This is a genomic window from Escherichia sp. WS1368, from assembly GCF_046487485.1.
Taxonomy (GTDB): domain Bacteria; phylum Pseudomonadota; class Gammaproteobacteria; order Enterobacterales; family Enterobacteriaceae; genus Escherichia; species Escherichia coli.
Genome location: NZ_JBJQJI010000033.1, coordinates 1 through 18,447, shown reverse-complemented (window position 1 = coordinate 18,447; position 18,447 = coordinate 1). Strand labels below are relative to the sequence as shown.

General features: G+C 50.2%; 17 protein-coding genes. 16 read left to right on the top strand and 1 reads right to left on the bottom strand.

The window, feature by feature from the left end:
• The 11 genes from ACJHYD_RS24185 to ACJHYD_RS24135 all read left to right on the top strand — a co-directional run.
• The coding region (locus tag ACJHYD_RS24185; protein ID WP_000385218.1) for a hypothetical protein at window positions 1–107 on the top strand (107 nt) is incomplete at its 5' end.
• A 155-nt stretch (window positions 108–262) separates the two neighbouring features.
• On the top strand, window positions 263–1,798 hold the full coding sequence (gadC, locus tag ACJHYD_RS24180) for an acid resistance gamma-aminobutyrate antiporter GadC (RefSeq protein WP_000246026.1): 1,536 nt from the start codon (window positions 263–265) through the stop codon (window positions 1,796–1,798).
• Between the two features lie 130 nt (window positions 1,799–1,928).
• Window positions 1,929–3,248, top strand: coding sequence for a family 10 glycosylhydrolase (locus tag ACJHYD_RS24175; protein WP_000350351.1), 1,320 nt, complete (start codon window positions 1,929–1,931; stop codon window positions 3,246–3,248).
• Window positions 3,249–3,624: 376 nt separating this feature from the next.
• Complete coding sequence (gene dosC / locus ACJHYD_RS24170; protein WP_000426277.1) at window positions 3,625–5,007, top strand: diguanylate cyclase DosC; 1,383 nt, start codon at window positions 3,625–3,627, stop codon at window positions 5,005–5,007.
• Window positions 5,008–5,031: 24 nt separating this feature from the next.
• On the top strand, window positions 5,032–7,431 hold the full coding sequence (gene dosP / locus ACJHYD_RS24165) for an oxygen-sensing cyclic-di-GMP phosphodiesterase DosP (RefSeq protein WP_001551112.1): 2,400 nt from the start codon (window positions 5,032–5,034) through the stop codon (window positions 7,429–7,431).
• 257 nt (window positions 7,432–7,688) lie between these two features.
• Window positions 7,689–8,270 (top strand): D-alanyl-D-alanine dipeptidase, encoded by a 582-nt coding sequence (gene ddpX / locus ACJHYD_RS24160; protein ID WP_001551111.1) that lies wholly within the window; start codon window positions 7,689–7,691, stop codon window positions 8,268–8,270.
• Window positions 8,271–8,283: 13 nt separating this feature from the next.
• Window positions 8,284–9,834, top strand: a complete 1,551-nt coding sequence (locus ACJHYD_RS24155; protein ID WP_000830536.1) for an ABC transporter substrate-binding protein — start codon at window positions 8,284–8,286, stop codon at window positions 9,832–9,834.
• Window position 9,835: 1 nt separating this feature from the next.
• Window positions 9,836–10,858, top strand: a complete 1,023-nt coding sequence (locus ACJHYD_RS24150; RefSeq protein WP_000145091.1) for an ABC transporter permease — start codon at window positions 9,836–9,838, stop codon at window positions 10,856–10,858.
• Window positions 10,855–11,751 carry a D,D-dipeptide ABC transporter permease gene (ddpC, locus tag ACJHYD_RS24145; RefSeq protein ID WP_000979593.1) on the top strand — a complete coding sequence of 299 codons (897 nt, stop codon included), beginning with the start codon at window positions 10,855–10,857 and terminating at the stop codon, window positions 11,749–11,751. The genes ACJHYD_RS24150 and ddpC overlap by 4 nt, the downstream gene beginning before the upstream one ends.
• On the top strand, window positions 11,748–12,734 hold the full coding sequence (locus ACJHYD_RS24140) for an ABC transporter ATP-binding protein (RefSeq protein WP_001551110.1): 987 nt from the start codon (window positions 11,748–11,750) through the stop codon (window positions 12,732–12,734). The genes ddpC and ACJHYD_RS24140 overlap by 4 nt, the downstream gene beginning before the upstream one ends.
• Window positions 12,727–13,653 (top strand): ABC transporter ATP-binding protein, encoded by a 927-nt coding sequence (locus tag ACJHYD_RS24135; RefSeq protein WP_001551109.1) that lies wholly within the window; start codon window positions 12,727–12,729, stop codon window positions 13,651–13,653. Before ACJHYD_RS24140 ends, ACJHYD_RS24135 begins: the two co-directional genes overlap by 8 nt.
• A gap of 55 nt (window positions 13,654–13,708) precedes the next feature.
• Here ACJHYD_RS24135 and osmC read toward each other — a convergent pair whose 3' ends face one another.
• Window positions 13,709–14,140, bottom strand: a complete 432-nt coding sequence (osmC, locus tag ACJHYD_RS24130) for a peroxiredoxin OsmC (RefSeq protein ID WP_000152305.1) — start codon at window positions 14,138–14,140, stop codon at window positions 13,709–13,711.
• 344 nt (window positions 14,141–14,484) lie between these two features.
• On the opposite strand from osmC, the gene bdm reads away from it, so the two are divergent.
• The 5 genes from bdm to ACJHYD_RS24105 all read left to right on the top strand — a co-directional run bounded on the left by bdm (window position 14,485) and on the right by ACJHYD_RS24105 (window position 18,338).
• Entirely contained in the window at window positions 14,485–14,700 is a 216-nt protein-coding gene (gene bdm, locus ACJHYD_RS24125) for a biofilm-dependent modulation protein (protein WP_000495766.1), read from the top strand.
• Window positions 14,701–14,801: 101 nt separating this feature from the next.
• Entirely contained in the window at window positions 14,802–14,939 is a 138-nt protein-coding gene (gene sra, locus ACJHYD_RS24120; protein ID WP_000841554.1) for a stationary-phase-induced ribosome-associated protein, read from the top strand.
• A gap of 156 nt (window positions 14,940–15,095) precedes the next feature.
• A complete protein-coding gene (gene maeA, locus ACJHYD_RS24115; RefSeq protein WP_000433471.1) occupies window positions 15,096–16,793 on the top strand; it encodes a malate dehydrogenase in 1,698 nt (565 codons plus the stop codon).
• 133 nt (window positions 16,794–16,926) lie between these two features.
• Window positions 16,927–17,937, top strand: coding sequence for an alcohol dehydrogenase AdhP (gene adhP / locus ACJHYD_RS24110; RefSeq protein ID WP_001551108.1), 1,011 nt, complete (start codon window positions 16,927–16,929; stop codon window positions 17,935–17,937).
• A gap of 116 nt (window positions 17,938–18,053) precedes the next feature.
• Entirely contained in the window at window positions 18,054–18,338 is a 285-nt protein-coding gene (locus tag ACJHYD_RS24105) for a HigA family addiction module antitoxin (RefSeq protein ID WP_000781370.1), read from the top strand.
• Window positions 18,339–18,447 lie beyond the last annotated feature (109 nt).

Below are 18,447 nucleotides of genomic sequence, written 5' to 3'. Positions count from 1 at the left end.
ACTTTGCTGAACTGTTGCTGGAAGACTACAAAGCCTCCCTGAAATATCTCAGCGACCACCCGAAACTGCAGGGTATTGCCCAGCAGAACAGCTTTAAACATACCTGATAACGTTTAACGGTAACGGTGTCCCGAAACACACCCGTTTCGGGACAATTTCCAAAGTCTGTTCACTGGCATTAGCAACGGAAAATATTGTTCTGAATACGTTTCAGAACAAAACAGGTGCGGTTCCGACAGGAATACCGTTTTAGGGGGATAATATGGCTACATCAGTACAGACAGGTAAAGCTAAGCAGCTCACATTACTCGGATTTTTTGCCATAACGGCATCGATGGTAATGGCTGTTTATGAATACCCTACCTTCGCAACATCGGGCTTTTCATTAGTCTTCTTCCTGCTATTAGGCGGGATTTTATGGTTTATTCCCGTGGGACTTTGTGCTGCGGAAATGGCTACCGTCGACGGCTGGGAAGAAGGTGGTGTCTTCGCCTGGGTATCAAATACTCTGGGGCCGAGATGGGGATTTGCAGCGATCTCATTTGGCTATCTGCAAATCGCCATTGGTTTTATTCCGATGCTCTATTTCGTGTTAGGGGCACTCTCCTACATCCTGAAATGGCCAGCGCTGAATGAAGACCCCATTACCAAAACTATTGCAGCACTCATCATTCTTTGGGCGCTGGCATTAACGCAGTTTGGTGGCACGAAATACACGGCGCGAATTGCTAAAGTTGGCTTCTTCGCCGGTATCCTGTTACCTGCATTTATTTTGATCGCATTAGCGGCTATTTATCTGCACTCCGGTGCCCCCGTTGCTATCGAAATGGATTCGAAGACCTTCTTCCCTGACTTCTCTAAAGTGGGCACCCTGGTTGTATTTGTTGCCTTCATTTTGAGTTATATGGGGGTAGAAGCATCTGCAACCCACGTCAATGAAATGAGCAACCCAGGGCGCGACTATCCGTTGGCTATGTTATTGCTGATGGTGGCGGCAATCTGCTTAAGCTCTGTTGGCGGTTTGTCTATTGCGATGGTCATTCCGGGTAATGAAATCAACCTCTCCGCAGGGGTAATGCAAACCTTTACCGTTCTGATGTCCCATGTGGCACCGGAAATTGAGTGGACGGTTCGCGTGATCTCCGCACTGCTGTTGCTGGGTGTTCTGGCGGAAATCGCTTCCTGGATTGTTGGTCCTTCTCGCGGGATGTATGTCACAGCGCAGAAAAACCTGCTGCCAGCAGCATTCGCTAAAATGAACAAAAATGGCGTACCGGTAACGCTGGTCATTTCGCAGCTGGTGATTACTTCTATCGCGTTGATCATCCTCACCAATACCGGTGGCGGTAACAACATGTCCTTCCTGATCGCACTGGCGCTGACGGTGGTGATTTATCTGTGTGCTTATTTCATGCTGTTTATTGGCTACATTGTGTTGGTTCTTAAACATCCTGACTTAAAACGCACATTTAATATCCCTGGTGGTAAAGGGGTGAAACTGGTCGTGGCTGTTGTCGGTCTGCTGACTTCAATTATGGCGTTTATTGTTTCCTTCCTGCCGCCGGATAACATCCAGGGTGACTCTACCGATATGTATGTTGAATTACTGGTCGTGAGTTTCCTGGTGGTACTTGCCCTGCCCTTTATTCTCTATGCTGTTCATGATCGTAAAGGCAAAGGGAATACCGGCGTCACTCTGGAGCCAATCAACAGTCAGAACGCACCAAAAGGTCACTTCTTCCTGCACCCGCGTGCACGTTCACCACACTATATTGTGATGAATGACAAGAAACACTAACCATGTCTGAATGGTTATAAGATAAGGGAGCGATAATTCATCGCTCCCTTTTTCGTGCTTGCTGTCGTATTGACTTAACCGGGATAAGTACGAGAATGAGCGCACATCTGTTTACCGGAAACCAGCACATATGGATATCTGCTCCCGAAACGAGAAATTAGCGATTAGAAGACCAGCGATACTGGTTGCACTGGCACTTTTACTGTGTAGTTGTAAAAGCACGCCTCCAGAGTCCATGGTGACACCACCAGCGGGTTCAAAGCCACCAGCCACGACGCAACAATCGTCACAACCGATGCGTGGCATCTGGCTGGCTACGGTGTCTCGCCTCGACTGGCCACCGGTTTCCTCGGTTAACATTAGTAACCCCACCAGCCGGGCCCGTGTACAACAACAGGCGATGATCGACAAACTGGATCATCTGCAACGTCTCGGCATAAACACGGTCTTTTTCCAGGTCAAGCCGGACGGTACCGCCCTGTGGCCATCAAAAATTTTGCCGTGGTCCGATCTTATGACCGGAAAGATTGGTGAAAATCCAGGTTACGATCCGCTGCAATTTATGCTCGACGAAGCCCACAAGCGTGGGATGAAAGTACACGCCTGGTTTAACCCCTATCGCGTATCGGTTAATACGAAGCCCGGTACTATCAGGGAACTGAATAGCACTCTGTCTCAACAACCAGCGAGCGTCTATGTGCAACACCGCGACTGGATCAGAACGTCCGGCGATCGCTTTGTCCTCGACCCGGGCATCCCTGAAGTTCAGGACTGGATCACATCAATAGTCGCGGAAGTGGTTTCCCGCTATCCGGTAGATGGCGTGCAGTTTGACGACTATTTCTATACTGAGTCACCAGCTTCACGGCTAAATGATAACGAAACGTACCGCAAATACGGAGGCGCATTTGCGTCAAAAGCAGACTGGCGGCGCAACAATACTCAGCAGTTAATTGCGAAGGTATCGCACACCATTAAAAGCATTAAGCCGGAAGTCGAATTTGGCGTTAGCCCGGCAGGCGTGTGGCGTAACCGATCACACGATCCGCTCGGTTCCGATACCCGAGGCGCGGCAGCCTATGACGAATCCTACGCTGACACCCGTCGATGGGTGGAACAAGGATTGCTGGATTACATTGCTCCCCAAATTTACTGGCCGTTCTCACGGAGTGCCGCACGTTATGACGTTTTGGCAAAATGGTGGGCAGATGTCGTTAAACCGACCAGGACCCGCCTGTATATCGGTATCGCCTTCTATAAAGTGGGTGAACCTTCAAAGATAGAGCCAGACTGGATGATTAACGGCGGCGTACCGGAACTGAAAAAACAGCTCGATCTTAACGATGCCGTGCCAGAAATTAGCGGCACAATCTTGTTCCGTGAGGACTATCTGAATAAACCGCAGACTCAACAAGCGGTTAGCTATCTGCAAAGTCGTTGGGGCAGTTAAACTCCCATTCATACTTTGTGACAAGCCGGTGGTTTACCCACCGGCTTGCTACCCTCTTGAAATATCCCACTAGTAATCATGCTTACTTAAGTCAAATTAACTACGCAATTAACCACACTTAGTTAAACAGTCATAAATCCCCTAATAAAAATGTATGAACATGAAAAAACATACGATATTCGCTGTCACCGAAAAATAATTACGATGGGCTATACTCTTCTGAAGAACAGTAGCGTAGATTGAAACTGTCCTAAGTCGCTTATTTCTTTTCAGTATATCTTCATATTTCAGGAGAATATGGTGCAGTTAGTCGATCTCGCACGTTGCGTTTCGTTTTGATTCCGTCTGCTTTCCCAGCCTTATAAGGGTGTGAATTATGGAGATGTATTTTAAAAGAATGAAAGATGAGTGGACCGGGCTTGTCGAACAAGCAGATCCGCTCATTCGTGCTAAAGCCGCGGAAATTGCCGTTGCGCATGCCCATTATCTGAGTATTGAGTTTTACCGAATTGTCCGTATCGACCCGCATGCCGAAGAATTCTTGAGTAATGAACAAGTTGAGCGGCAGTTGAAAAGTGCGATGGAACGCTGGATTATTAACGTGCTTTCTGCCCAGGTGGACGATGTCGAAAGGCTAATACAAATCCAGCATACCGTTGCGGAAGTGCATGCCCGCATAGGAATTCCGGTAGAAATTGTCGAGATGGGGTTTCGGGTGCTGAAAAAAATCCTCTATCCAGTCATCTTCTCTTCGGATTATTCCGCCGCAGAAAAACTTCAGGTCTACCATTTCTCTATTAACAGTATTGATATCGCTATGGAAGTGATGACCCGCGCGTTTACCTTTAGTGACAGTAGTGCCTCAAAGGAAGATGAAAACTATCGTATCTTCTCGTTACTGGAAAACGCCGAAGAAGAAAAAGAACGGCAAATAGCCTCAATACTTTCATGGGAAATAGATATTATCTATAAAGTCCTGCTGGATTCTGATTTAGGCAGTAGTTTGCCTTTAAGCCAGGCTGATTTTGGCCTGTGGTTTAACCATAAAGGTCGACATTATTTTAGCGGCATAGCCGAAGTGGGCCATATCTCCCGTCTGATTCAGGATTTCGACGGTATTTTCAATCAAACCATGCGTAACACCAGGAATTTGAATAACAGAAGTTTACGGGTGAAATTTTTATTACAGATAAGAAATACCGTATCGCAAATTATTACCTTGTTGCGTGAATTGTTTGAAGAAGTATCGCGCCACGAAGTCGGTATGGATGTACTGACGAAATTACTTAACCGCCGTTTCCTGCCGACGATCTTCAAACGCGAAATTGCCCATGCCAACCGGACCGGTACACCGCTGTCAGTGCTGATTATTGACGTTGATAAATTCAAAGAGATCAACGATACGTGGGGCCATAACACTGGCGATGAAATTCTGCGTAAAGTCTCTCAGGCCTTTTATGACAACGTCCGCAGTAGTGATTATGTTTTCCGCTACGGGGGCGATGAATTTATCATTGTTTTGACTGAAGCATCTGAAAACGAAACGTTACGTACCGCAGAACGTATTCGCAGTCGGGTAGAGAAAACCAAACTGAAAGCCGCGAACGGCGAAGATATTGCCCTCTCACTTTCCATCGGTGCCGCCATGTTTAATGGTCATCCTGACTATGAGCGCCTCATTCAAATAGCCGATGAAGCTCTGTATATCGCCAAAAGACGAGGTAGAAACCGTGTTGAACTCTGGAAAGCCAGTCTTTAGATGCGCCAGGATGCAGAGGTAATCATGAAGCTAACCGATGCGGATAATGCCGCCGATGGCATTTTTTTCCCCGCCCTTGAGCAAAATATGATGGGCGCGGTGTTAATTAACGAAAATGATGAAGTAATGTTTTTCAACCCCGCCGCAGAGAAGCTCTGGGGATACAAACGTGAAGAAGTCATTGGCAATAACATTGATATGCTGATTCCGCGGGATTTGCGTCCCGCGCATCCTGAATACATCCGTCACAACCGTGAAGGCGGTAAAGCGCGCGTCGAGGGGATGAGTCGGGAGCTGCAGCTGGAGAAAAAAGACGGCAGTAAAATCTGGACCCGTTTTGCGCTATCGAAAGTGAGCGCCGAGGGTAAAATTTATTACCTGGCGCTGGTACGGGATGCCAGCGTAGAAATGGCGCAAAAAGAACAGACCCGACAATTGATTATTGCCGTTGACCATCTCGACCGACCGGTGATTGTCCTCGATCCGGAACGCCATATTGTGCAGTGCAATCGCGCATTTACCGAAATGTTTGGTTACTGCATTAGCGAAGCCAGCGGTATGCAGCCCGATTCACTCCTTAACATTCCAGAATTCCCTGCTGATAACCGCATTCGTTTACAACAGTTGCTATGGAAAACCGCCCGCGATCAGGACGAATTTCTGCTGTTGACGCGCACCGGTGAAAAAATCTGGATTAAAGCCTCTATCAGCCCGGTCTATGATGTGCTCGCGCATCTGCAGAACCTGGTAATGACTTTCTCGGATATCACCGAAGAACGGCAAATCCGCCAGCTTGAAGGCAATATTCTCGCCGCCATGTGCAGCAGCCCGCCATTTCATGAAATGGGGGAAATCATTTGTCGTAACATCGAATCTGTACTCAACGAATCGCATGTTTCGCTGTTCGCGCTGCGCAACGGGATGCCGATACACTGGGCGTCATCTTCGCACGGTGCAGAAGTTCAAAATGCGCAAAGCTGGTCAGCGACCATTCGTCAGCGTGATGGTGCGCCGGCGGGGATCCTGCAAATTAAAACCTCGTCAGGAGCAGAAACCAGCGCCTTTATCGAACGCGTGGCAGATATCAGCCAGCATATGGCCGCGCTGGCGCTGGAACAGGAAAAAAGCCGTCAGCATATTGAACAACTCATCCAATTTGATCCGATGACCGGTCTGCCAAATCGCAATAACCTGCACAATTACCTCGATGACCTGGTCGACAAAGCCGTCTCTCCGGTGGTCTATCTCATTGGTGTTGACCATATTCAGGATGTGATTGATAGCCTTGGCTATGCGTGGGCCGATCAGGCATTGCTGGAAGTGGTCAATCGCTTTCGTGAAAAACTCAAACCGGATCAATATCTCTGTCGTATCGAAGGTACGCAGTTTGTCCTCGTGAGCCTGGAAAACGACGTCAGTAACATTACCCAAATCGCCGATGAGCTACGGAATGTGGTCAGCAAGCCGATAATGATTGACGATAAGCCATTCCCGCTCACCTTGAGCATTGGCATCAGCTACGACGTGGGTAAAAACCGCGATTACCTGCTCTCCACTGCTCACAATGCAATGGATTTTATTCGCAAAAATGGCGGTAACGGCTGGCAGTTCTTCAGCCCGGCGATGAACGAAATGGTAAAAGAGCGTTTGGTTTTAGGCGCGGCGCTGAAAGAAGCAATTAGCAATAACCAACTGAAACTGGTTTACCAGCCGCAAATCTTCGCAGAAACGGGTGAACTGTACGGCATCGAAGCCCTTGCTCGCTGGCACGATCCCCTGCATGGTCATGTGCCCCCTTCACGGTTTATTCCTCTCGCAGAAGAGATCGGTGAAATCGAAAATATTGGGCGCTGGGTCATCGCGGAAGCTTGCCGTCAGTTAGCAGAATGGCGTAGCCAGAATATTCATATCCCGGCGCTTTCCGTTAACTTGTCGGCGCTGCACTTTCGCAGTAATCAGCTGCCTAATCAGGTGTCTGATGCAATGCAAGCCTGGGGTATCAACGGCCACCAGCTGACGGTGGAAATCACGGAAAGCATGATGATGGAACACGATACCGAAATCTTTAAGCGCATTCAGATCCTGCGCGATATGGGCGTGGGTTTATCGGTAGATGATTTTGGCACGGGCTTTTCCGGATTATCCCGCTTAGTCAGTCTTCCGGTAACGGAAATCAAAATTGACAAAAGTTTTGTCGATCGTTGTCTGACCGAAAAACGCATCCTTGCCTTACTTGAAGCCATTACCAGCATTGGGCAAAGCCTTAATTTAACCGTCGTGGCGGAAGGCGTCGAAACCAAAGAGCAATTTGAGATGCTACGCAAGATCCACTGTCGCGTTATTCAGGGATATTTCTTTTCCCGCCCCCTACCCGCCGAAGAAATTCCAGGCTGGATGAGCAGCGTGTTACCGCTGAAAATCTGACAAATTCCTCTCGCCCGCACTCGCGGGTTTTCCTTTAACGTGACACTGTCACTTAAATACTGTGATTTCAGCTACGATTCCGGGAGATTCCTTCCTTAACTTCCCCTCTTGCACCAAAACTGCACTACGCTGCACAAATGTTGATCAAAAGTTAAAAAATATAACTTTAAGCCAGCATTCTGGCGCTTATCCCGGCATGGCATGAGATCTGCATAAGCGGAAAGCGCAGCAATTTTTGTCTTATACAGGAACCGTTTATGTCGGATACCACCGTACTGGTTGATTTAGCCGTGATCTTCCCTGATCTGGAGATCGAACTGAAATACGCCTGCGCTGATAACATCACAGGCAAAGCTATTTATCAGCAAGCGCGTTGTCTGTTACACAAGGATGCGATTACTGCGCTGGCGAAAAGTATCAGTATCGCCCAGCTGTCAGGCTTACAACTGGTGATTTACGATGCGTATCGCCCACAACAAGCACAGGCGATGTTGTGGCAAGCCTGCCCAGACCCGCAATATGTTGTTGATGTGGCGGTCGGTTCTAATCACAGCCGTGGCACGGCGATCGACCTGACGCTTCGTGATGAGCACGGGAACATCCTGGATATGGGGGCAGAGTTCGATGAAATGCACGAACGTTCCCATGCTTATCACCCTTCCGTCCCGCCAGCCGCTCAGCGCAATCGCCTGTTGCTGAATGCGATTATGACTGGTGGCGGTTTTGTCGGTATCCCGAGCGAATGGTGGCACTTCGAATTACCCCAGGCAGCGAGTTACCCACTTCTCGCTGATCAATTCACCTGTTTTATATCCCCTGGCACACAGCACGCCAGTTAATCAGGAAACTGTCATGAAGAGATCGATTTCGTTTCGTCCTACATTGCTCGCGATCGTCCTTGCCACAACAATGCCGGTTGCGCACGCCGCCGTACCGAAAGATATGCTGGTGATCGGTAAAGCTGCCGACCCACAAACCCTCGACCCAGCGGTGACAATTGATAATAACGACTGGACAGTGACCTACCCGTCTTATCAGCGACTGGTTCAGTACAAAACGGACGGTGATAAAGGCTCAACCGACGTTGAAGGCGATCTGGCGAGTAGCTGGAAAGCGTCTGACGATCAAAAAGAGTGGACGTTCACCCTGAAGGACAATGCTAAATTTGCCGATGGCACACCTGTCACTGCCGAAGCAGTAAAACTCTCTTTTGAGCGGTTACTAAAAATCGGCCAGGGGCCAGCAGAAGCATTTCCCAAAGATTTAAAGATTGATGCTCCCGACGAACATACAGTGAGGTTTACCCTTAGCCAGCCATTCGCACCGTTCCTCTACACGCTGGCGAATGACGGTGCATCCATTATCAATCCGGCGGTCTTAAAGGAGCATGCGGCGGATGATGCCCGTGGTTTCCTCGCGCAAAATACCGCTGGCTCCGGACCGTTTATGCTGAAAAGCTGGCAAAAAGGTCAGCAATTAGTTCTGGTGCCAAATCCGCATTACCCCGGCAATAAACCGAATTTCAAACGGGTATCGGTAAAAATTATCGGTGAAAGTGCCTCCCGTCGCCTGCAACTCTCCCGTGGCGACATTGACATTGCCGATGCGCTGCCGGTGGATCAACTCAACGCACTGAAGCAGGAAAACAAAGTCAATGTGGCAGAGTATCCGTCACTGCGCGTCACCTATCTGTATCTGAATAACAGCAAAGCGCCACTTAATCAGGCGGATCTGCGTCGGGCCATTTCCTGGTCTACCGATTATCAGGGTATGGTTAACGGCATTCTGAGTGGTAACGGAAAACAAATGCGCGGCCCGATTCCGGAAGGCATGTGGGGATACGATGCGACGGCAATGCAATACAACCATGACGAAACGAAAGCCAAAGCCGAATGGGATAAAGTGACGAGCAAACCCACCAGCCTGACGTTTCTCTATTCTGATAATGATCCGAACTGGGAGCCTATTGCTCTGGCGACACAATCCAGTCTCAACAAGCTGGGCATCAACGTGAAGCTGGAAAAGCTGGCGAACGCCACCATGCGCGACAGAGTGGGTAAAGGTGATTACGACATTGCGATTGGCAACTGGAGCCCGGATTTTGCCGACCCGTATATGTTTATGAATTACTGGTTTGAGTCCGACAAAAAAGGTCTGCCGGGTAACCGCTCGTTCTATGAAAACAGTGAGGTCGATAAGCTACTGCGCAATGCGCTAGCGACCACCGACCAGACGCAGCGTACCCGGGACTACCAGCAGGCACAGAAAATCGTCATTGATGACGCTGCTTATGTGTACCTGTTCCAGAAAAACTACCAACTGGCGATGAACAAAGAGGTGAAAGGCTTTGTGTTCAATCCCATGCTGGAACAGGTCTTCAATATCAATACCATGAGTAAATAACGTGACCTTCTGGAGTATTTTACGCCAACGCTGCTGGGGGCTGGTGCTCGTGGTGGCGGGCGTCTGTGTGATAACGTTTATTATCTCGCACCTGATCCCCGGCGATCCGGCGCGGTTACTGGCGGGTGACCGCGCCAGCGATGCTATCGTGGATAATATTCGCCAGCAACTGGGACTGGACCAGCCACTGTACGTACAGTTTTACCGCTACGTCAGCGACCTGTTTCAGGGTGACCTGGGAACATCCATTCGTACCGGGCGTCCGGTGCTGGAAGAGTTGCGCATATTTTTCCCGGCGACGCTGGAACTGGCTTTTTGTGCCCTGCTGCTGGCACTCCTGATTGGCATCCCGCTGGGCATACTCTCTGCAGTCTGGCGAAATCGCTGGCTGGATCATCTGGTGCGAATAATGGCCATTACCGGAATCTCCACACCTGCGTTCTGGCTTGGGCTGGGCGTCATTGTGCTGTTTTATGGTCATCTGCAAATTCTTCCCGGCGGCGGAAGGCTTGATGACTGGCTGGATCCACCTACGCACGTTACCGGCTTTTATCTGCTCGATGCGCTGCTTGAAGGCAACGGTGAAGTCTTCTTCAATGCGCTGCAACATCTCATCTTACCGGCATTAACGCTGGCGTTCGTTCACCTGGGAATTGTCGCTCGCCAGATCCGCTCAGCTATGCTGGAACAATTGAGTGAAGATTACATTCGTACCGCCCGGGCCAGCGGCTTGCCCGGCTGGTATATCGTTTTATGTTATGCGCTACCCAATGCGTTGATCCCCTCGATTACCGTATTGGGGCTGGCGCTGGGCGATTTGTTGTATGGCGCAGTGCTCACCGAAACCGTTTTTGCCTGGCCCGGAATGGGTGCATGGGTAGTAACATCAATACAGGCGCTCGACTTCCCGGCAGTGATGGGCTTTGCCGTCGTGGTTTCGTTTGCTTATGTGCTGGTGAACCTGGTGGTGGATTTGCTCTATTTGTGGATTGATCCGCGTATCGGACGTGGAGGTGGTGAATGATGCTAAGCGAGGAAACGTCAGCCGTGCGCCCACCAAAACAAACGCGATTTAACGGTGCAAAACTGGTATGGATGCTGAAAGGCAGCCCGCTTACCGTGACCGGCGCAGTCATCATTGTATTAATGCTACTGATGATGATTTTTTCACCGTGGCTGGCGACGCATGATCCCAACGCCATTGATTTAACCGCCCGCCTTTTGCCGCCTTCTGCGGCGCACTGGTTTGGCACCGATGAAGTGGGACGCGATCTGTTTAGCCGCGTACTGGTCGGCAGTCAGCAATCAATTCTCGCCGGATTAGTGGTGGTCGCCATTGCAGGTATGATGGGGTCGCTACTCGGGTGTCTATCCGGTGTGCTTGGCGGACGCGCAGACGCGATTATCATGCGCATCATGGACATTATGCTGTCGATTCCTTCGCTGGTGCTGACAATGGCACTGGCAGCCGCTCTCGGGCCGAGTTTGTTTAACGCCATGCTGGCGATTGCTATTGTGCGAATTCCCTTTTATGTGCGCCTGGCGCGGGGGCAAACATTAGTTGTTCGCCAGTATACCTATGTTCAGGCGGCGAAAACTTTTGGTGCGTCGCGTTGGCATCTGATCAACTGGCATATTTTACGTAACTCCCTGCCGCCGCTGATTGTGCAGGCATCGCTGGATATCGGTAGCGCGATTTTAATGGCCGCCACGTTGGGATTTATTGGCCTGGGTGCTCAACAACCGAGTGCTGAATGGGGCGCGATGGTAGCGAATGGTCGCAACTATGTACTCGATCAGTGGTGGTATTGCGCATTTCCGGGGGCAGCGATTTTGCTTACCGCCGTCGGGTTTAATCTCTTTGGTGATGGTATTCGCGATCTGCTTGACCCGAAAGCAGGAGGAAAGCAGTCATGACCCAACCCGTTCTGGACATTCAACAGCTGCATTTGAGTTTCCCCGGTTTTAACGGTGATGTTCACGCGCTCAACAATGTGTCCTTGCAGATTAACCGCGGTGAAATTGTCGGTCTGGTGGGAGAATCCGGCTCAGGTAAATCAGTCACCGCAATGCTGATTATGCGTCTGCTACCGACGGGCAGTTATTGCGTACATCGGGGGCAGATTTCACTGCTGGGAGACGATGTTCTTAACGCTCGGGAAAAACAGCTTCGTCAGTGGCGCGGCGCACGAGTGGCGATGATCTTTCAGGAACCGATGACCGCCCTTAATCCGACACGTCGAATAGGTCTTCAGATGATGGACGTGATCCGCCATCATCAACCAATAAGTCGTCGGGAAGCCAGAGCTAAAGCGATTGCCCTGCTGGAAGAGATGCAAATCCCGGATGCCGTGGAAGTTATGTCGCGCTATCCGTTTGAGCTTTCAGGTGGTATGCGCCAGCGGGTAATGATTGCGCTGGCATTCTCCTGCGAGCCGCAATTGATTATTGCCGACGAACCGACTACGGCGCTGGACGTCACGGTACAATTGCAGGTACTGCGTCTGCTTAAACATAAAGCCCGCGCCAGTGGAACTGCGGTACTGTTCATCAGCCATGATATGGCCGTGGTGTCGCAACTGTGCGATAGCGTTTACGTGATGTATGCCGGAAGCGTAATTGAAAGCGGCGTGACGGCAGACGTTATCCATCATCCCCGGCATCCGTATACCATTGGTTTGCTGCAATGCGCACCAGAACATGGAGTACCACGCCAGCCATTACCCGCCATTCCAGGGACGGTACCAAACCTCACCCATTTGCCTGACGGCTGCGCTTTTCGCGATCGTTGCTATGCGGCAGGTGCACAGTGTGAAAACGTCCCGGCGCTAACAGCGTGTGGTGACAACAACCACCGCTGCGCCTGTTGGTATCCTCAGCAGGAGGTCATTAGTGTCTGACACGTTATTAACGTTACGCGACGTCCATATCAATTTCCCTGCCCGAAAAAACTGGCTTGGTAAAACTACGGAACATGTTCATGCCATCAATGGTATTGATTTACAGATCCGTCGTGGTGAAACCTTAGGGATCGTCGGTGAGTCAGGCTGCGGCAAAAGCACCCTCGCACAGCTTTTAATGGGTATGCTGCAACCTAGCCACGGGCAGTACATCCGTTCAGGCTCACAACGCATTATGCAGATGGTGTTTCAGGACCCGCTCTCTTCGCTCAATCCGCGCTTACCGGTGTGGCGCATCATCACAGAACCGCTCTGGATAGCTAAGCGTAGTAGTGAACAACAGCGGCGAGCGTTGGCAGAGGAGCTGGCTGTGCAGGTGGGTATTCGTCCGGAGTATCTCGACCGCTTGCCTCATGCGTTCTCAGGCGGGCAGCGGCAACGTATCGCCATTGCCAGAGCACTCTCTTCGCAGCCTGACGTGATTGTGCTTGATGAACCAACCTCGGCGCTGGATATCTCCGTGCAGGCGCAGATCCTCAATTTACTGGTAACGCTACAGGAAAATCGCGAGCTGACTTATGTGCTGATTTCACACAATGTTTCGGTGATACGTCATATGAGCGATCGGGTGGCGGTGATGTATCTCGGACAGATTGTGGAACTAGGAGACGTGCAACAGGTGCTGACAGCTCCGGCACATCCATACACCCGATTATTGCTGGATTCCCTCCCCGCCATTAATAAACCGCTGGAGGAAGAATGGGCATTACGTAAAACGGATCTACCAGGAAACCGCACGTTGCCACAAGGCTGTTTTTTCCGCGAACGCTGCCCTCTGGCAACCCACGGATGTGAAGTCCGGCAATCATTAACAATAAGGGAGGACGGACGTGAGATCCGGTGCTGGCGGGCGCTGTAGAGACGCTAACAACGCATCAGGCAATCACACGCCTGACGCGTCATCCGGCAACGCTTTACGATTTCAACTGGTAATCAAGCGTAATTTCAGCTTTCAGTACCTGAGAAACCGGGCATCCTGCTTTTGCTTTCTGGATAATGCCGTCAAAAGTAGAGGCATCAATACCCGGCACCGCAACTTCGCTCTTCAGTGCGATTTTAGTAATCGCAAAACCTGCATCCACTTTATCCAGCGACACATCGGCGGTGGTATCAATCGATGTTGGCGTGAATCCCGCTTCCCCCAGCATTAATGAAAGCGCCATTGAGAAACATGCGGCATGCGCTGCGCCAATCAGTTCTTCAGGGTTGGTTCCTTTTTCGCCTTCAAAACGCGTGTTAAATCCATACGGCTGTTGGTTCAGCACGCCGCTCTCGGTGGATACAGTTCCCTTCCCGCGTTTGATATCGCCTTCCCAGTGTGCCTGACCTTTCTTATGGATTGTCATTGTTGCTCTCCTGTGGGCTTAAAAAGGAAATTATAGACTACGTGAGAAACCGCACGAGGATAAGCAGGATATTCCGAATAAAATCCGGCGAAAACATTATCTCTGTACTTAAATTAAATTCCCACAATAGATAACGGGGAATATATAATCCAAAAGATATTGTATCAATATTAATCGGATCGCCCCAATTACAATCCCTATGAATATCATGGTGTTATAATATAAAAATTATCAACCAGGACTAATCTTAACAACGAAGCGGCAAATATTTGCCATGCTGAATGTGCTTTATAAATCTGCGATCCGTAGCAGACACCAAAAATACACAGACACGGAGAATCGCTATGTTTACTTATTATCAGGCAGAAAATTCAACAGCAGAACCCGCTCTGGTTAATGCCATTGAGCAAGGCCTTCGGGCAGAGCACGGTGTTGTCACTGAAGATGACATTCTCATGGAGCTGACCAAATGGGTGGAAGCTTCTGATAACGACATCCTCAGTGATATCTACCAGCAAACGATCAATTATGTGGTCAGTGGCCAGCACCCTACGCTTTAAGGTGCTATGCTTGATCGGCAACCTAATTTAGGGGTTTAGCACGTGTTTCTTCGCTACGGCGATGTTGTCCTTAAAACTAGCAACAGGATTGAGGAGTTAAAATGAAATCGAACCGTCAGGCACGTCATATTCTTGGACTGGACCATAAAATTTCTAACCAGCGCAAAATAGTTACCGAAGGTGACAAATCCAGCGTGGTAAATAACCCAACCGGCAGAAAACGCCCCGCTGAAAAGTAATTCATAACCATCAGTCCTCAATGACGATTAAACACCATTGCCTGCGCAATGGTGTTTTTGTTTTTATCTGCTTTATACTTGGGGCCGACGCCCTGGCGGTAAAGCAAAGACGATAAAAGCGTGCCAGGGTTGGATATTCAAAAAAGAGTGAGTGACATGGAACCAAAAACAAAAAAACAGCGTTCGCTTTATATTCCTTACGCTGGCCCTGTACTGCTGGAATTTCCGTTGTTGAATAAAGGCAGTGCCTTCAGCATGGAAGAACGCCGTAACTTCAACCTGCTGGGGTTACTGCCGGAAGTGGTCGAAACCATCGAAGAGCAAGCGGAACGAGCATGGATCCAGTATCAGGGATTCAAAACCGAAATCGACAAACACATCTACCTGCGTAACATCCAGGACACTAACGAAACCCTCTTCTACCGTCTGGTAAACAATCATCTTGATGAGATGATGCCTGTTATTTATACCCCAACCGTTGGCGCAGCCTGTGAGCGTTTTTCTGAGATCTACCGCCGTTCACGCGGCGTGTTTATCTCTTACCAGAACCGCCACAATATGGACGATATTCTGCAAAACGTGCCGAACCATAATATTAAAGTGATTGTGGTGACTGACGGCGAACGTATTCTGGGGCTTGGTGACCAGGGCATCGGCGGGATGGGCATTCCGATCGGTAAACTGTCGCTCTATACCGCTTGTGGCGGCATCAGCCCAGCGTATACCCTTCCGGTGGTGCTGGATGTCGGGACGAATAACCAACAGCTGCTTAACGATCCGCTGTATATGGGCTGGCGTAATCCGCGTATCACTGACGACGAATACTATGAATTCGTTGATGAATTTATCCAGGCTGTGAAACAACGCTGGCCGGACGTACTGTTGCAGTTTGAAGACTTCGCACAAAAAAATGCGATGCCGTTACTTAACCGCTATCGCAATGAAATTTGTTCTTTTAACGATGACATTCAGGGCACCGCGGCGGTAACGGTCGGCACACTGATCGCAGCCAGCCGCGCGGCAGGTGGTCAGTTAAGCGAGAAAAAAATCGTCTTCCTTGGCGCAGGTTCAGCGGGATGCGGCATTGCCGAAATGATCATTGCCCAGACTCAGCGCGAAGGATTAAGCGAGGAAACGGCGCGGCAGAAAGTCTTTATGGTCGATCGCTTTGGCCTGCTGACCGACAAGATGCCGAACCTGCTGCCTTTCCAGACCAAACTGGTGCAGAAACGCGAAAACCTCAGTGACTGGGATACCGACAGCGATGTGCTGTCACTGCTGGATGTGGTGCGTAATGTAAAACCAGATATTCTGATTGGCGTCTCAGGACAGACCGGGCTGTTTACGGAAGAGATCATCCGTGAGATGCATAAACACTGTCCGCGTCCGATCGTGATGCCGTTGTCTAACCCGACTTCACGCGTGGAAGCCACACCGCAGGACATTATCGCCTGGACTGAAGGTAACGCGCTGGTCGCCACTGGCAGTCCGTTTAACCCAGTGGTATGGAAAGATAAAATCTACCCTATCGCCCAGTGTAACAACGCCTTTATTTTCCCGGGCATCGGGCTGGGCGTTATTGCTTCCGGCGCGTCACGTATCACCGATGAGATGCTGATGTCGGCAAGTGAAACGCTTGCTCAGTATTCGCCACTGGTGCTGAACGGCGAAGGTCTGGTACTGCCGGAACTGAAAGATATTCAGAAAGTCTCCCGCGCAATTGCCTTTGCGGTTGGCAAAATGGCGCAGCAGCAAGGCGTGGCGGTGAAAACCTCCGCCGAAGCTCTGCAACAGGCCATTGATGATAATTTCTGGCAAGCCGAATACCGCGACTACCGCCGTACCTCCATCTAAGCCTGCGCCCGGTAGTCAAGGCTACCGGGCAATTTCCCTCTCCCTTTTTCAGATCTCATCCATACTGGGTAGTGGCGAATAAATCTCATTTGCCTCACCTGCTATGCAGAACATCATCCGAAAAGGAGGAACTATGAAGGCTGCAGTTGTTACGAAGGATCATCATGTTGACGTTACGGATAAAACACTGCGCTCACTGAAACATGGCGAAGCCCTGCTGAAAATGGAGTGTTGTGGTGTATGTCATACCGATCTTCATGTGAAGAATGGCGATTTTGGTGACAAAACCGGCGTAATTCTGGGCCATGAAGGCATCGGTGTGGTGGCAGAAGTTGGCCCAGGTGTCACCTCATTAAAACCAGGCGATCGTGCCAGCGTGGCGTGGTTTTACGAAGGATGCGGTCATTGCGAATACTGTAACAGTGGTAACGAAACGCTCTGCCGTTCAGTTAAAAATGCCGGATACAGCGTTGATGGAGGGATGGCGGAAGAGTGCATCGTGGTCGCCGATTACGCGGTAAAAGTGCCAGATGGTCTGGACTCGGCGGCGGCCAGCAGCATTACCTGTGCGGGGGTCACCACCTACAAAGCCGTTAAGCTGTCAAAAATTCGTCCAGGGCAGTGGATTGCTATCTACGGTCTTGGCGGTCTGGGTAACCTCGCCCTGCAATACGCGAAGAATGTCTTTAACGCCAAAGTGATCGCCATTGATGTCAATGATGAGCAGTTAAAACTGGCAACCGAAATGGGCGCAGATTTAGCGATTAACTCACGCAGCGAAGACGCCGCCAAAATTGTGCAGGAGAAAACTAGTGGCGCTCACGCTGCGGTGGTAACAGCGGTAGCTAAAGCTGCGTTTAACTCGGCAGTTGATGCTGTCCGTGCAGGTGGGCGTGTTGTGGCAGTCGGTCTGCCGCCGGAGTCTATGAGCCTGGATATCCCACGCCTTGTGCTGGATGGCATTGAAGTGGTCGGTTCTCTGGTCGGCACGCGCCAGGATCTAACCGAAGCCTTCCAGTTTGCCGCCGAAGGCAAAGTGGTGCCGAAAGTCGCCCTGCGTCCGTTAGCGGACATCAACACCATCTTTACCGAGATGGAAGAAGGCAAAATCCGTGGCCGTATGGTGATTGATTTCCGCCGCTAAGAGGCCTTTGCTGCGACTGCCATGTTCGGGTCGCAGCATCGCACACTCTCCAACATGAAATGGCTAAATGGATTATTGTTGCGTAGGAAGGAACGCTACTGAGAGTAAAGACACTAATGAAAATGGCCAATCATCCCCGCCCGGGGGACATTATTCAGGAATCACTGGACGAACTTAATGTCAGCCTGCGCGAGTTTGCCAGAGCAATGGAAATTGCGCCCTCAACGGCAAGCCGATTGCTGACCGGAAAAGCAGCTTTGACACCAGAAATGGCGATTAAACTTTCCGTGGTGATCGGCAGTTCGCCGCAAATGTGGCTGAATCTGCAAAACGCCTGGAGTCTGGCAGAGGCAGAAAAAACGGTGGATGTGTCGCGATTACGCCGTCTGGTTACGCAATAATAAATATCCTCCGGCATAGCCGGAGGTTTTTCAAATGCGCCTGTAAGGCTCTGTTACCAGCCGCGCCCTAACAGGCGCATACGATCTGACATTTGCATTCAACTTCGTT

What these genes read in the sequence shown, in the direction of transcription:
- gadC (WP_000246026.1), top strand. Translation starts at nt 263, where the DNA reads ATGGCTACATCAGTACAGACAGGTAAAGCTAAGCAGCTCACATTACTC.
- ACJHYD_RS24175 (WP_000350351.1), top strand. Translation starts at nt 1,929, where the DNA reads ATGGATATCTGCTCCCGAAACGAGAAATTAGCGATTAGAAGACCAGCG.
- dosC (WP_000426277.1), top strand. Translation starts at nt 3,625, where the DNA reads ATGGAGATGTATTTTAAAAGAATGAAAGATGAGTGGACCGGGCTTGTC.
- dosP (WP_001551112.1), top strand. Translation starts at nt 5,032, where the DNA reads ATGAAGCTAACCGATGCGGATAATGCCGCCGATGGCATTTTTTTCCCC.
- ddpX (WP_001551111.1), top strand. Translation starts at nt 7,689, where the DNA reads ATGTCGGATACCACCGTACTGGTTGATTTAGCCGTGATCTTCCCTGAT.
- ACJHYD_RS24155 (WP_000830536.1), top strand. Translation starts at nt 8,284, where the DNA reads ATGAAGAGATCGATTTCGTTTCGTCCTACATTGCTCGCGATCGTCCTT.
- ddpC (WP_000979593.1), top strand. Translation starts at nt 10,855, where the DNA reads ATGATGCTAAGCGAGGAAACGTCAGCCGTGCGCCCACCAAAACAAACG.
- ACJHYD_RS24140 (WP_001551110.1), top strand. Translation starts at nt 11,748, where the DNA reads ATGACCCAACCCGTTCTGGACATTCAACAGCTGCATTTGAGTTTCCCC.
- osmC (WP_000152305.1), bottom strand. Translation starts at nt 14,140, where the DNA reads ATGACAATCCATAAGAAAGGTCAGGCACACTGGGAAGGCGATATCAAA.
- bdm (WP_000495766.1), top strand. Translation starts at nt 14,485, where the DNA reads ATGTTTACTTATTATCAGGCAGAAAATTCAACAGCAGAACCCGCTCTG.
- sra (WP_000841554.1), top strand. Translation starts at nt 14,802, where the DNA reads ATGAAATCGAACCGTCAGGCACGTCATATTCTTGGACTGGACCATAAA.
- maeA (WP_000433471.1), top strand. Translation starts at nt 15,096, where the DNA reads ATGGAACCAAAAACAAAAAAACAGCGTTCGCTTTATATTCCTTACGCT.
- adhP (WP_001551108.1), top strand. Translation starts at nt 16,927, where the DNA reads ATGAAGGCTGCAGTTGTTACGAAGGATCATCATGTTGACGTTACGGAT.
- ACJHYD_RS24105 (WP_000781370.1), top strand. Translation starts at nt 18,054, where the DNA reads ATGAAAATGGCCAATCATCCCCGCCCGGGGGACATTATTCAGGAATCA.